The organism is Rouxiella sp. Mn2063 (assembly GCF_049319665.1).
GTDB lineage: Bacteria > Pseudomonadota > Gammaproteobacteria > Enterobacterales > Enterobacteriaceae > JBMOUD01.
Genome location: NZ_JBMOUD010000019.1, coordinates 40,503 through 55,449, shown reverse-complemented (window position 1 = coordinate 55,449; position 14,947 = coordinate 40,503). Strand labels below are relative to the sequence as shown.

At 48.0% G+C, this 14,947-nt stretch carries 11 protein-coding genes; 5 read left to right on the top strand and 6 right to left on the bottom strand.

Annotation, left to right across the window (positions count from 1 at the left end; all coding sequences use genetic code 11):
• Positions 1-287: 287 nt before the first annotated feature.
• Together ptsP and rppH are read right to left on the bottom strand one after the other, a co-directional pair.
• Positions 288-2,534, bottom strand: coding sequence for a phosphoenolpyruvate--protein phosphotransferase (gene ptsP / locus ACL9RG_RS20395; protein ID WP_422794479.1), 2,247 nt, complete (start codon positions 2,532-2,534; stop codon positions 288-290).
• A gap of 11 nt (positions 2,535-2,545) precedes the next feature.
• On the bottom strand, positions 2,546-3,073 hold the full coding sequence (gene rppH, locus ACL9RG_RS20390) for an RNA pyrophosphohydrolase (RefSeq protein ID WP_422794478.1): 528 nt from the start codon (positions 3,071-3,073) through the stop codon (positions 2,546-2,548).
• A 698-nt stretch (positions 3,074-3,771) separates the two neighbouring features.
• Here rppH and mutH point away from each other — a divergent pair.
• The 3 genes from mutH to ACL9RG_RS20375 all read left to right on the top strand — a co-directional run bounded on the left by mutH (position 3,772) and on the right by ACL9RG_RS20375 (position 6,090).
• Positions 3,772-4,458, top strand: coding sequence for a DNA mismatch repair endonuclease MutH (gene mutH / locus ACL9RG_RS20385; RefSeq protein WP_422794477.1), 687 nt, complete (start codon positions 3,772-3,774; stop codon positions 4,456-4,458).
• A 188-nt stretch (positions 4,459-4,646) separates the two neighbouring features.
• The gene (locus ACL9RG_RS20380) at positions 4,647-4,865 is read left to right on the top strand and encodes a YgdI/YgdR family lipoprotein (protein WP_422794476.1); all 219 of its coding nucleotides are present in this window, start codon (positions 4,647-4,649) and stop codon (positions 4,863-4,865) included.
• A gap of 184 nt (positions 4,866-5,049) precedes the next feature.
• Positions 5,050-6,090: an NADP(H)-dependent aldo-keto reductase gene (locus tag ACL9RG_RS20375; protein ID WP_422794475.1), complete on the top strand. Its 1,041-nt coding sequence runs from the start codon at positions 5,050-5,052 to the stop codon at positions 6,088-6,090.
• 88 nt (positions 6,091-6,178) lie between these two features.
• Here ACL9RG_RS20375 and lplT read toward each other — a convergent pair whose 3' ends face one another.
• From lplT to ACL9RG_RS20360, 3 genes are all read right to left on the bottom strand, one after another.
• Complete coding sequence (gene lplT / locus ACL9RG_RS20370) at positions 6,179-7,381, bottom strand: lysophospholipid transporter LplT (RefSeq protein ID WP_422794474.1); 1,203 nt, start codon at positions 7,379-7,381, stop codon at positions 6,179-6,181.
• The gene (gene aas, locus ACL9RG_RS20365; RefSeq protein WP_422794473.1) at positions 7,378-9,546 is read right to left on the bottom strand and encodes a bifunctional acyl-ACP--phospholipid O-acyltransferase/long-chain-fatty-acid--ACP ligase; all 2,169 of its coding nucleotides are present in this window, start codon (positions 9,544-9,546) and stop codon (positions 7,378-7,380) included. The genes lplT and aas overlap by 4 nt, the downstream gene beginning before the upstream one ends.
• Positions 9,547-10,293: 747 nt before the next feature.
• Positions 10,294-11,373: a linear amide C-N hydrolase gene (locus ACL9RG_RS20360; RefSeq protein WP_422794472.1), complete on the bottom strand. Its 1,080-nt coding sequence runs from the start codon at positions 11,371-11,373 to the stop codon at positions 10,294-10,296.
• A gap of 150 nt (positions 11,374-11,523) precedes the next feature.
• On the opposite strand from ACL9RG_RS20360, the gene ACL9RG_RS20355 reads away from it, so the two are divergent.
• Both ACL9RG_RS20355 and galR read left to right on the top strand, forming a co-directional pair.
• Positions 11,524-12,411, top strand: coding sequence for a LysR family transcriptional regulator (locus tag ACL9RG_RS20355; protein ID WP_422794471.1), 888 nt, complete (start codon positions 11,524-11,526; stop codon positions 12,409-12,411).
• Positions 12,412-12,582: 171 nt separating this feature from the next.
• Positions 12,583-13,587, top strand: a complete 1,005-nt coding sequence (gene galR, locus ACL9RG_RS20350) for an HTH-type transcriptional regulator GalR (protein ID WP_422794470.1) — start codon at positions 12,583-12,585, stop codon at positions 13,585-13,587.
• A gap of 29 nt (positions 13,588-13,616) precedes the next feature.
• Here the strand turns inward: galR and lysA are convergent, their stop codons facing one another.
• A complete protein-coding gene (lysA, locus tag ACL9RG_RS20345; RefSeq protein WP_422794469.1) occupies positions 13,617-14,888 on the bottom strand; it encodes a diaminopimelate decarboxylase in 1,272 nt (423 codons plus the stop codon).
• Positions 14,889-14,947: the final 59 nt, after the last annotated feature.

Genomic DNA, 14,947 nt, shown 5'->3' with positions numbered 1-14,947 from the left:
ACAAATTCAACGTCAGGAAATAACAATTTCGCCCAAAAAACGTATTTACTGCCTTATTTCAACGTAATACGGTCGCTGCGAAGAGTGTTAAGGGTCTGCAGGATGCGAATGATAGCACAATTGAATTAGGCTCAGGGCAGCGTTAAAGGAAAGTAATGTAAAGAAAAGTCCCAAGATACGACAGATGAAACCTTAGCAGCACCAAGGTCAGTTTCTCTATGGCCTTGGCGGCATTTTCCTTTTAATTATTTGTAATAAAACAGCTTTAGTATCATCTGCATTGAGAACTATTTTCCGCCGCGAATCAATCCGCCGAGCCCACGTCGCTCCATAAAAGCAGAGGTCATGTGGCGAACATCTGTCGTAAATTGTGCTTGCAGCACCTGCTGAGCTAGCTCCTGCGCATCGGCCAAATCAATATGTCTAAACAGGTATTTGATACGCGCGACACTGCGGCCATTCATACTAAAGCTGCGGTATCCCATACCAGCCAGCAACAATGCTCCCATAGGATCACCGGCCATCTCGCCACATAAACTCACGTCAAGACCACTGGCATTGCCTTCGGTATTGATGTGTTTCAACACGCGTAGCATCGCCGGATGCAGGCTATCATATAAACCAGCAACCCTTGTGTTGTTGCGATCTACTGCCAGCATGTATTGCGTCAAGTCGTTAGTCCCTACCGAGATAAAATCAACCCGGCTTGCTAATGCAGGCAACATAAATACCATTGACGGTACTTCAATCATGATACCAATCCGTGGCCTTGGCAGGTCATAGCCCAAAGACTCTTGCACTTCACGCGCGGCACGGTCGATCAAACGGCGAGCTTCGTCGATCTCTTCCAGGCTGGTGATCATCGGTAACAAGATCCCCAAATTACCTGTCGCCGCATTAGCACGCAGCATTGCGCGCAATTGGATCAAAAATATTTCGGGTTGGTCAAGGGTGATACGAATACCACGCCAGCCCAAGCAAGGGTTTTCCTCACTGATTGGCATGTAAGGCAATTGCTTATCAGAACCGATATCCAGCGTACGCAAAGTAACCGGTTTCGCCGGGAACAGCTGCAACATCCCTTGATATTGCGCGACTTGCTCTTCTTCAGAAGGGAAGCCACTTTGCAACATAAACGGAATTTCTGTGCGGTATAAGCCAACACCGTCGACACGACCACCAAAGAGTTTTTCGTGATCGGCACTCAGCCCGGCATTGAGCATTACCTGAACCCGCTCACCACTCTGGAATACAGCAGGCTGCTCAACATTGTTTTCAGCTCGCTCACTCAGCTCGATTTCTTCGCTGATTAAGCGTTTATATTCTTTAACTAATACCGGCTCAGGGTCGATCAATAACTCGCCACGGTAGCCGTCAACGATCAGCTGGCGCTGGTTGAGCAGCGAAGGCTGGATATCTGCCCCCATTACCGTTGGCACGCCCATCGCACGTACCAAAATCGCAGCATGCGAGTTGGCGGCACCGTCTCGCACCACCACGCCTTTCAAACGCTCTTGCGGCACTTCAGCCAGTAACGTTGCGGTAAGTTCGTCGGCGACCAGGATAAAGTGTTCAGGCCACTGCGTCTCCCCCTGGAAATTATCGTCGAGATGGAAGACCAGGCGCTGACCTAACGCACGTAAATCGCTGGCACGCTCACGTAAATAAGTATCTTGCAGGCTGGCAAATTGGGCAGCGAATTCCTCCACCACCTTTTTCACGGCCCACTCGGCTACCGCGCCATTATCCACCTCAGAGAATAATTCACGTTTGAGGCGCGCATCATTGAGCAGGTGGGAATAAAGGTCGAATATAGCCGCACTTTCTTTTTGTGCGCTGGCGGTAAAACGTTTACTGAAACGTCGGAACTCAGCGCCCGCATCTTCTAAGGCACGAGTTAAACGTTCACGCTCGCGCTCAGTATCTAGCGTCGAGGCCATATAAACATTATCAAGCGAAGGCTGGTTGCTATCTTGCCAACCAATACCAATCGCGACCCCCGGAGAGGCGGCCAGTGCACGAACTCGCGTCTGGCGAAAACGGCCATAAAGCACATTAAGCTGCGCTTGAGAAAGGATCCCCGCCATTTGTGTCGCGAGCGTCACCATGAAGGACTCTTCCCCTTCATCAAACTGGCGATGTTCACGCTGCTGGATGACCAATACGCCCAGTAGCTGGCGGCGATGAATAATCGGCACACCCAAGAATGAGCGGAACAGGTCTTCTTTTACCTGGGGAATATATTTAAAGCTCGGGTGGCTTTGCGCATCAGCGAGGTTGATAGGCTCGGCAAGACGCCCCACTAGCCCGACAATACCTTCGTCAAATGCCAGAGCAATAGTACGCCCACGAGGCTTTTTCAAACCTCGCGTCGCCATCAGGTAATAGCAACGACGGTCGTTATCTGCCAGATAGATAGAACACACTTCTGTGTCCATCGCCTGACAGGTTTCATTGACCAATACATCCAGCGCATCAGTAAGGCTGGATGCCATCGCGACCTTTTCAACAATTTCTCGCAAACGCGTAAGCATTTCTTGGTAATTTAGCCTCTTTTACGGCGGTAAGCGGGTGGTGTCCTGTTAACAGGTAATTCCTGTAACGGCATCACGGTTGTGGAAAACTCTTTCATTACCCGGCGGTACACATCGCGTTTAAATGACACGACTTGACGCACCGGATACCAGAAACTCACCCAGCGCCAACCATCAAACTCAGGTGTACTACTACGTTGCATATCGATGTCAGCATCATTACACATCAGTTGCAGCAGAAACCATTTTTGCTTTTGGCCGATACACACCGGCTTTGTGTCCCAACGCACCAAACGTTTTGGCAATTTATAGCGCAACCAGTTGCGGGTCGAAGCCAGAATACGAACATCCTTTCTGTTTAAACCCACTTCCTCAAACAATTCACGATACATGGCTTGCTCTGGGGTTTCGCCGGGGTTAATCCCCCCTTGCGGAAACTGCCATGAGTGCTGTCCATATCGCCGGGCCCATAACACTTGCCCCTGCTTGTCACAGATTACGATACCAACATTCGGGCGGTAGCCATCATCATCGATCACCGGACTACCTCAATAAGCTTTAAAATGCATAGATGTACTGATTGTTTCACACTACCAACAGACGGTAAACCACTGGTTACACTCGCTGACTTACCAACATTACTGGGATAACTTGTCATTTTATCTGAAGTTATAAACAGAGTGGCCGAGTAAAAGCCAATTTTATTCACTTTTTCTGTGGATAGATATGTGCAGAACTTAAGAATAATCAGGGTAAAACTATTTATCACTGGATATGAACCATTAATGACAATAAAAATAAACACATTAAAAACAATAAACTAAATCAAAAAACCAGCTTATACAGAACATAATTAACGTCGACCAAACTACGCACGATCCACACCTGACTAAAGATCAACCAATGTGGTTTTTATCCACAGATTGTTGGCAATACTTGGTCAGATATGGGACAAACCTGTAAAAACAGTGGGTCGTCAAGCCTGTAAATCGAACCAGTAATCCTTAAAATGTGGGTTATCCCACAAATCTGTGGATAACTAGGGGGAAGATCCTGTTCATTGTCACCGTTAACGGGTGATCAACTTACTTTACTCACATCGACAATAAGAATAAATCTGAAAAAAAACCATTTTAAATCATGCTATTATTCATCTTAATCACAGGGTAGAGATTTAATTCTCAACCCCTGCCATTTAGCGTATGATTTTTAATCAGTTTCGCGGAAACTTTTATTTATGTCATTCCCCATACCAATGCAGACGTCTCCAGAAGATCAGCAAGCCCTATTACAACGGGCACAATCGTTGTCAGGTTTTTCTCTGGGTGAGCTAGCAACACAGGCTAATTTAGCCATTCCACCCGATTTAAAACGCGAAAAGGGATGGGTTGGGATGCTGTTGGAAACTTATCTCGGCGCTAGCGCAGGGAGTAAACCAGAGCAAGACTTTCCAGAAATCGGTGTTGAGCTAAAAACAATTCCTATTGATGCGCAGGGTAAACCGTTAGAAACCACTTTCGTTTGCGTCGCGCCATTAACCGGCAACAGCGGCGTAACTTGGGAAAACAGTCACGTCAGACACAAATTAGCTCGAGTATTGTGGATACCGGTCGAAGGCGATCGCCAAATCCCGTTATCCGAACGGCGGGTCGGTTCACCATTAATGTGGAGCCCATCGGTAGAAGAAGAGCAGCAACTGCGTCAGGATTGGGAAGAGTTGATGGACTTAATTGTGCTGGGAAAAGTGGAAACGATTACAGCACGTCACGGCGAAGTATTACAACTACGCCCCAAAGCCGCCAATAATAAGGCTAGAACCGAAGCTATCGGTGAATTTGGCCAACCTATCATGACATTGCCTCGGGGTTTTTACCTGAAAAAGAGTTTTACCGGCGCATTGCTCGCTCGACATTTTTTGCTGTAATAAATTGGAGAATAGCGGAGAAATTCGTTTATTAAGCATCGAGAAAATACGCTTTATCGTCCAATGGCGCATGCAGCGCAAAGAATGTATTAAAAATAGGCGCAATACTCGATAATCGCCTACTATTTTGTAGGCTGTTTGCTAGTCTGAATATTGATTTTCTACTTGGCAAAAAAATGGGAGCAACAATGAAAATAAGCCTAAAATGTGTAAGTGCACTGCTAGTGGCATTTGCTTTGGCAGGATGCGCCAGCAATTATGTGATTGCGACTAAAGATGGCGGCATGATCCTGACACAAGATAAACCTCAGTTAGATAAAAAAACCGGTTTAATTAAATATACCGATGAACAAGGTAATGAACGTCAGCTAAATGCTAACGAGATCACTCAAGTGATCAAACGTTAATAATGCCCTTGGCTGGCAGTATCTGCTGCCAGCTAGCTAAATGCGATAAATTCAATTGCTTTGCCATCCCCGCTACTTTCCCCATTAGATTCCCTTGTATATAGTCGTTACAGGCTCTTGGCCTTGTGTATCGTCGTTAAAGGCCGCAGGCCTGACATCCTCAAGAAACAAAGGAAGATCGGTAATGCAATATCATCGAATACCTCATAGTGCTTTAGAAGTGAGCCTTTTAGGTCTGGGTACCATGACTTTTGGTGAACAGAATAGTGAAGCCGAAGCGCACCAACAGCTTGATTACGCTATTGCCTCTGGTATCAACTTTATTGATACAGCTGAAATGTATCCCGTTCCCCCACGCCCAGAAACCCAAGGCCTGACTGAAAGCTATATCGGCAGTTGGATTAAAGCTCGTGGCAACCGAGATAAAATTATTCTCGCCAGCAAAATCGCCGGCCCTATTCGCGGTAACGATAATCATATCCGCCCGGGTCAGAGCCTGGATCGTAAAAATATCCGTGCCGCATTAGATGCCAGCCTGAAGCGCCTAAATACTGACTATGTGGATCTTTACCAGTTGCACTGGCCACAACGCCCAACCAATTTTTTTGGCAAGCTTGGCTATCAATATACTGAAAATAACTCGCCAGTGACGCTGCTAGAAACCTTAGAAGCGCTGAATGAACAAGTACGTGCCGGTAAGATTCGCTATATCGGCGTGTCTAATGAAACCCCTTGGGGCGTGATGCGCTATCTGCAACTGGCTGAAAAACACGACCTGCCACGTATCGTCTCAATTCAAAACCCATATAGCCTGCTAAATCGCAGTTTCGAAATAGGTTTGGCTGAAATAAGCCAGCATGAAGGCGTTGAATTGCTGGCTTACTCTTGTCTGGGCTTTGGTACCTTGAGCGGCAAATACCTCAATGGAGCGAAACCGGAGGGGGCACGTAATACCTTGTACAGCCGCTTCACCCGCTACTCGTCACCACAGTCAGAAGCGGCTATCGCCGAATATGTTGCACTGGCTAAGAAGCATAATCTTGACCCGTCGCAGATGGCACTGGCTTTCGTGCGTCAACAGCCATTCGTTGCCAGTACCTTGCTAGGGGCAACAACCCTTGAGCAGTTGAAGGTAAATATCGCCAGCCAGGATTTAACGCTTGGTGCGGAGGTGCTCGACGCACTGGAAAGCATTCACAAGCGCTTTACGATCCCGGCGCCGTAATTTTTCCTCGCTGAAAAAAAGGGGCGCGATATAAATCGCGCCCCTTTTTACATTAAGGCCCATTACGTTAAGGCCTGGTCGCACTTAACTAGTGGCGAGGCTGACGCACCTTCCACCACCACAGCCCAACAATCGCTAACGCAAATATCACACCAAAACCTGCGCCGATACCAATGACCGGAACACCTAGCTTTACCACCAGCGAATAGAGGCCGAGCATTAATAGCATGGCGGTATTTTCGGCCAGATTTTGCACCGCAATCGCATTACCTGCACCTACGGTTTCTTTGCCACGATGCTGTAGCAACGCATTAAGCGGCACAACAAAACTGCCCCCCAATATGCCAATCAGGATCAGTAAAGCGTAGGTATTCATCATGTTATGTTGCAGCGCAAAGACCACCACTGCTACCCCCATAGCGATACCAGCCGGCAAACAACGATTGACAGTTTTTAAGGTGATCAATTTCGCGGCAATACCGGCACCGACAACGACGCCAATAGCTACCATCGCATTCAACAGCGGCGGCGTCGCACTATCAGTGATATGTAGAGCAGCCGGTACCCAAAGTACCAACAGCAAACGTAGCGTTACGCCCGCGCCCCAAAACAGGCTGGTGCCGATCATCGAAAAGCGTATCTCGCTATCTGCCCACATTGCACGGCAAGCGCTAAAAAAGCCCGCAGCCATCTTATAAGGATTCCAAGAATTCCCCGGTCGCGCGGCCGCCAGTTTAGGAATAAACATGTTAGCCCAAACCGCACCGGCATAAGCGGCAACGCAGACAATCAGCGCGGCAATCAAACTGGCGTCAACCAGCACGCCGCCTATTACAGAACCCAATAAAATGGCGGCAATAGTCGAACCTTCCATTACGCCATTGGCTTTCACCAGCTGTTCGCCCGTAGTGATTTCGCCAAGAATACCGTATTTGGCCGGTGAATAAGCTGCCGCGCCAACGCCGACTAGCGCATAACCGAGGAAAGGATTAAGCCCGATGCAAATCATTAACGTACCGAGCAATTTGAGGATGTTAGACGCCATCATCACTCGTCCTTTGGCAAAGCTATCGGCAAACTGCCCGACAAAAGGAGCGAAAATAATATAGGCCGCCACAAATCCCATTTGCAGTACCGGCTGACTCCACTCGGGATACTTCTGCTGGATAATCAATGCCAGCGTCACAAACAGCAGCGCATTGTCGGCGAAAGCTGAGAGAAACTGCGCAAAAATCACCGCAATCATGCCGCGAGACATCAATGGTGATTCGCTTTTTACCGCCGACTTCATTGTTTACTCTCCGCTTTTTCCGCCATTTCCCGCAGCGTAACAAAATCTGGTTTACCGCTGCCCAGCAGCGGCAATGCTTTAATGACACGAATATCACGTGGCACAGTTAATTCTGGCAGCCCTAATTCTCGAGCGGCTTTCGACAACGCGTCACGCTGTAATTGGACATCGGTAGTAAACAACACTAATGCTTCACCTTTGCTGCTATCGCTACGTGAGGTTGCCGCATGTTGTCCATCTGGCGAAGCGGTGATAGCCAACTGTTCTACACTTTCCAGCGATACCATTTCACCGGCCAGTTTGGCAAAACGTTTAACACGGCCACGAATAGCGCAGTAGCCCTGTTCGTCGAGCGTGACAATATCACCAGTATCATACCAACCTGCCTGCATTTCACCGGCGGCATTCTCAGCCTGAGGTAATTCAAGCACGCCCGGATTTTCTACCCGTAAATAGCCTTTCATGATATTCGGCCCGCGTAACTGTAAACGCCCGCCTTGATCAATACCCGGCACCGGGATCAGGCGCGCTTCCATTGCAGGTAAGATCCTACCAACGGTATTAGCCTTAGCAGACATCGGCACGTTAATTGCCACCACTGGCGCACACTCGGTCACCCCGTAACCTTCAAGGATGCGAATACCGAATTTGTCCTGCCAGATTTTCTTGGTGCTTTCGGCCAGTTTTTCCGCGCCTGCAACTACATAGCGCAAGCGCGCGAAATCATAAGGATGGGCAAAACGCGCATAATTGCTAAGGAAAGTCGATGTGCCAAACAGCACATTACAGTTCTGGTCATACACCAGCTCAGGCACGATGCGATAATGCAGTGGACTCGGATAAAGAAAAATGCGTGCTCCGGTCATTAACGGTGTTAATAAACCGACGGTCAGACCAAACGCATGGAACAACGGCAGAGAAGACATAAAACGGTCGCGCGGCGTAAAATCGGCTACTGTGCGAATTTGCTCGACGTTAGCCAGCAGGCTGGCGTGCGAATGCACCACGCCCTTAGGATTACCTTCAGAGCCAGAGGTGAATAATACCAATGCAGCATCATCGGCACGCTGGGGCAACATAGCACGACGCGGGAACACCAGATGGAACAAGATCCACAGCTTATCGTCGCGGGTAACGGTATCTTTCAGATCTTCAAGATAGACCCAGTTAGCTTCGGGAACTTGCTCAGGTAAGTGAGTGAGTTTGCCTTTCTCCAGAAACTGACGCGACGTTACGATAGTCGCAATTTGTGCCGCTTTCATGGCGCTTTTCAGTCCTTTCGCGCCAGAAGTATAATTCAGCAAGGCAGGAATACGGTTACGCATGGAGGCGCCGAACAACGCTGCCGCCATAATTGTAGCATTGGGTAATAGCATCCCAACATGTTCACCCTCGCGGGTAAAACGCTGTAAAATCCGGCTCACGCCAAGAGATTTTTTCAACAACCCTTGATAGCTATCTTCTTTAAACGAAACATCGGCGATACAAGGTTTCCAGCGCCCATAGCGCGTTTGTGCAGAGAGCAACGCTTGATACAAGGTTTCTGGCTCACGGGTGGCCATCCGCGCTGACATCATCACATCATGCAGGCGTTCTCCGGCCAATACACGGCGTTCTCGCGCACGTGGAGCATCAGGCATGGGTAGCGTCAGAGGCGGTAAAATATTAATGGTGATTTTAGGAAACAGGCGCAGTTTGAAGCTGCCAAAGAGGCGCCCAAAAAAAGTAAACTCCGCACCGTCGATACGAACAGGTATTACCGTCGCCTGCGATTTTGCGGCAACAAAAGCGGCACCATCGTAGATTTTCATCAATGAGCCGGTCACAGTGATACGCCCTTCAGGGAATACCACAACCGGACGGCCTTTTTCGATTTCTCGCACCAGACGCTTTATCGCCATTGGCTTGGTAGGGTCAAGCGGCACAAAATCAACATAGGCTTTAAGCCAGCGCATGTACCAGGTTTCGGTAATGTTGGAATAGACCGCAAATACAGGTTTAACAGGCAAGAATAACGCTAAAAGTGCGCCATCAAGAAATGAGACATGGTTAGGTGTAATCAGCAGTTTCTGATGATCAAAACGCGCATGATCAGGCGTTACGCTAACCCTAAAAGCAATGCGGAAAATCATCCGCAACAGCTTGAAAACAACATTGTAGATCATTCCCATCTCCTTATGAGTTTTCCCTTGTTTTACTAGGGACAAGGGATAAAAAAGGAAAGAATACTCTATAACACAGCGGATTGACGACTTTTAGGTTTAATTCTTGAATATCAGAGATCAAGGCAAAAAAAAAACCTACGCATCTGCGTAGGTTGGTGCAAATATAATCGGTTTCAACATAAATGTTACGTTGATTGATTCACCAATCAATACCTCTGGGATCACCAACTCTAGAGATCTGTCGCACGTTCCTCCACTCAACAATCGCAAGTTTGCTACGCAAAATGCAACCAAGTGTAAAAATAATCCTAACCATGTAAATATCACTTTGAAATTTCGGATAAGGAGAAATGAGTCGGGCAACAAAACATAAAAGCGTAGAAAAAATAATAAATGGCGGGCAAAAAAAAACCTACGCATCCGCGTAGGTTGGTGCAAATGTAATCGGCTTCAACCAAGAAACTATCGCGACAAAATTTTTCACGATAGAGGCTAGGTTGATGATTCACCAATCAATACCTCTGGGACGTTCAATGTATCCGCTAAGCCTGTCAGGCAACTAGCTGGCAATCGCAACATTGCACCGCAAAGTGTAACCAGCAATGTATAGTCGTCATACTTGATACTGTCTCTGCGTTGATTACATTACCCGGCCCATTAGTGGATACTGCTAGCAGATGTGCCACTTACCTGAATCGCTAAACCTCAGTAAGCTCATCAGGACGTGCTCCCTTAACACAAGGCCAATTATTTGGCTTGCGCCAACACGTTTCCTTCCCAGCCTTTCTGGGCATAATCATTTAGATGCTCGATTTTTTTCACCGGTTGGCCGGCGTTGAAATTAATTTCCGCCAGAGAAACCCAAATCTGCGCGGGTGCATAAACCGATTTAAAGTGATATTCGCCATGACTGAGGTCAGAGATAGTCGTCCAATAAGTGCCAATACCTTTATTCTGATCGGGACGTTTAGTGTATTTCGCGTACATATCAATAACCTTCTGCTCCCCCGGCTCCGTAGGGGAACCAATCGGGTAAGCTACGTTATTCATCACCGTCTGAATAAAGCCCTGCGCCTGGTTTTTGTTGTCTGGTTTTGGCAGGTTTTTAAGGTCATAGCTGGCACGAACTAAACGCTGGTCGGCATCTAATCCACCGGGAATTTCACTGCGTTTGGCATGCTGATACTTAGCCAGATTTTTAAGCTGTTTGTCGTAAGATGGCGGGTTAGTCATGACTCGGTAATCTTTATTGTGATAGATATTCACCTTACCGTTATCGATCTCAATGATCGCAGAGTCACCGCTCACATCTTCAATAGCGATATGCTTGGTGTCAGAAGCATAATCAATCGGTACTAAAACCGCGCTAAGACGAACGTCATTACTGATGGCTTTCACTGCCTGCTCAACCGTCGAGAAATTATCTAAAATATAGCTCAACCAGGCACGGCTCTCGATAACAGGCTTATCTTGATGGGCTTTCTCATCCTGGCTACCGTGAGTGTAGAACAGCGTGTGTCCTGCTAATCCTTTCTCATTCATACCATCCATTGGGAACACGCCATCGGCATACACCACCACGCTGCCATATTGCGTTTTCCACTGCGCAGCATTTTTAGCATCACCGCCGTTATGTTCAATGCCGCGAGGTGTAATCACCAGCGCCGGATCAACCGGACCGAAGAAATCCAAATTACGGGCACTGACCATATAACCCGGATACATATTCATAAACGCACGGGTACAAGCCTCAGCACCGCTGACAACACTGGCACTGAGTGCTGCACCAACCAACAAAGCTGAAATGGTCTTAGTATGCTTTTTCATATTGCTTCCTTATTTTTTCACTGTCCTATGCAGGGCATGTTCATTGCCACCGCTTTTCAATGCAGCGATAGTAAAGCGACAATCGCCTCTGTTAGAGTGCATTAACGGGGGAAATCCCCCCGTAAAAATTCAAGGAGCGAATAGGAAAAGATGGCGCAAATACGGTTTTCATTGGCACAAATTGAAGCCTTCACCAGCGTCTGCGAAGCAGGCAATTTGACGCAGGCGGCTAAACGATTAAGAAAAGATCGCACTACCGTCAGCGAATTGATCGAGTATTTAGAATTAGACCTCGGTTATGCGCTGTTTGATCGCAGCACTCGCCCGTTACAACTTACCGCCGCAGGCCAGCGCCTCTATCGTCAGGCTCGTTTATTTCTACAAGAAGCAGAAGCCTTTAATTTATTAGCTGAGCAGATCCCACAGCAAGTCAGTCAACAACTCACCTTATGCTATGACCCTTTCACACCGCGTCCCTTCTTAGTAGAACTAACCCAAGCCTTACACCAGCAAGGGATTCGGCTCGATTTATTAATGATGGAACGGGCTGATGCTGAGTTAGCTTTAGAAAAGGGAAACGCCGATATGGGGATCTATCAGGCCGTTAACCGTTCAATCAGTGAAAAGTTTAAATGGCGTGCCGTCGGCGCTATTGAATTTGCCGCGTATGCCCGCGAGGGATTTTTCCCCACCTCAACACCGGTTCCGCTGTTGTCACTGGCCTCCAGCATGCAGCTTATGCCCTTTAGACACTTGCCAGATCCAATGGCTAAACGCCTGCAGATTTCCGATCATATTCAGATCGTCAATGAGCTGGCATTGTTACAATCCTTACTGGCTTTGGGGCAAGGTTGGGCGTTTTTACCTACCCATTTACAGCCGCAACAATCTCCACAGGTCGTGCAATGGGATACCGAATTAGGGCAACGTGGATTGCTTCATCCGATGGTCGCACTGTGGAAACCTGGGGCGGGGGCGGAATTGCTCAATATTGTTGAGCAAATGCAGCAAATTTATGGCCGCTACGAATCAGAATAATAGTAGAAGTTTGTCAAGGAAACAGCTGAAAAATTAGCAATTTGCGTCTTTTCTAGCGGTAGCAGATTTTCATTTTAAAAGTTGCGATCGCTGTCCCTTGCGGAGCGTGTATTTTTCCGCAAAACTAACGGGCTATGTAAACGTTTACCCAAACAAAGTGATGGATTATTTATGGCTACGATAAAGGATGTCGCTCGGCTGGCCGGTGTTTCAGTAGCAACGGTTTCACGGGTGATCAACAACTCGCCAAAAGCGAGCGAAAATTCACGCCTGGCGGTATCTAATGCCATGCAGGAGCTGCAATATCACCCTAACGCCAATGCCCGGGCGTTAGCGCAGCAATCAACAGAAACATTAGGGTTAGTGGTTGCTGATGTTTCGGATCCATTTTTCGGGGTGATGGTAAAAGCGGTCGAAAAAGTGGCCTACAACACCGGCAATTTTTTGTTGATCGGCAATAGCTATCACAACATTGATAGAGAGCGTCAGGCGATAGAGCAGTTAATCCGCCACCGCTGCGCCGCGTTGGTGGTACATGCCAAAATGTTGCCAGAACAAGAGCTGACTAATCTGATGACTGAGATCCCTGGCATGGTATTAATTAATCGAACCCTGCCCGGTTTTGAGCAACGTTGTATCGCACTTGATGACCGTTATGGCGGCTGGCTGGCTACACGCCATTTGCTGCAACATGGTCATCAACGTATCGCCATTATCTGCTCAAACCACTCAATTTCTGACGTAAAAGACCGCTATCAGGGCCATATTGATGCTCTGCAAGAACACGGCATAAGCTTAGAAGAACGCTTGGTCGCTTACGGTGAACCAGATGAAGTCGGCGGAGAAAAAGCGATGACCGAGTTGCTTGGTCAGGGGAAAAACTTTACCGCGGTTGTTTGCTATAACGACTCAATGGCCGCTGGTGCATTGTCAGTTCTCAGCGATAACGGTATTGATGTGCCGGGACAGATTTCGCTCGTCGGCTTTGATGATGTGCTTATCTCGCGCTATCTGCGCCCTCGCCTGACCACTATTCGCTATCCAATAGTCGCCATGGCAAATCAGGCCGCACTATTGGCTTTAGCATTGGCACACAAAAAACGTCTGCCAGAAACGACCCATATGTTCAGCCCGACATTAGTAAGACGTCATTCAGTTGCTAATCACCGAGACTGACAGGAACATCAGCCTCGGTTAGTAGAGCCTTAGAATTGTTCTAAAGCCAGTAGTTCTTCGATGGTTTGGCGACGGCGAATTTGGCGAGCCACACCCTGTTCAAACAGCACTTCAGGTAACAATGGACGGCTGTTGTAGTTCGATGACATGGTGGCGCCATAAGCACCGGTATCGTGGAACACCAAGAGATCATCGATTTTCACTTCGCCTAATAAGCGTGTCTCCACCGCACCGCCCTCTTGCTGGGTAAAGACATCGCCTGATTCACACAGCGGCCCAGCAATCACCGATTCACGCTGAGTTTCGCTGCTAATATCACGTCCATCAGCTGGCAGCAAAGAGATATGGTGGTAACTGCCATATAGCGCCGGGCGCATCAAATCATTAAAGCCTGCATCGACTAACACAAAATGACGGCTGCCCATCTCTTTAATCGCACGTACTTGGGCCACCAACGCACCAGACTCGGCAACCAGGAAGCGACCTGGTTCGATTTCTAGCGCGACCGGATGCCCCAAATGCGCAGCAATTCGTTCGCGCGCGCCATTCCATAAACCATAATAATGCGCGGTATCAATAGTCTCAGCGCCAAAATGATATGGCGTAGACAAACCACCACCCGCAGAAATGGCTTCGATATCTTGCCCTAATTCAATCACTTGATTGACCATCGCATCACACACCTGCTCCAGATGTTGATAATCCACACCGGAGCCAATATGCATATGAATACCAACCAGTTTGAGCTGATAGCGCTTAATCTCGGCAAGCGCTTTTGGCAAATCGGCATACCAAATACCGTGCTTGCTGTTTTCACCGCCGGTATTGGTTTTTTGGCTATGGCCGTGGCCGAAACCTGGATTAACACGCAGCCACACCGGATGACCCGCTTTTTGACGGCCAATTTGCTCAAGCATATCGATAGAACCAGCGTTAACCGGAATGCCTAAATCAGTGACACGCTGCAATGTTGGACGATCGAGTAAATCAGCGGTAAAGACGATTTCGCTACTGCCATCAGCCTGAACTCCCGGCTGGAAACCGGCCAGCAGCGCACGTTCTATTTCGCCCAGCGACACCGAATCAACCCGCACACCTTGTTCACGCATCAAACGCAGAATATGGATGTTAGAGCAGGCCTTCTGTGCAAAACGAATCACATCAAACTGACGCAACTGACTAATACGCTGTTTGATAATTTCAGCGTCATAGGCCCACACCGGACAACCATATTGTTGGGATAATGCCAGAAGATTGGCGGCATTCAGCGCTGTACGGGTATCGTTTAAGGCAAAAGGCATGGAAATCTCCGATCAAAGGCTAATTCGTTCAGGCCAACGGCTTGTTCAGAACAACTGTT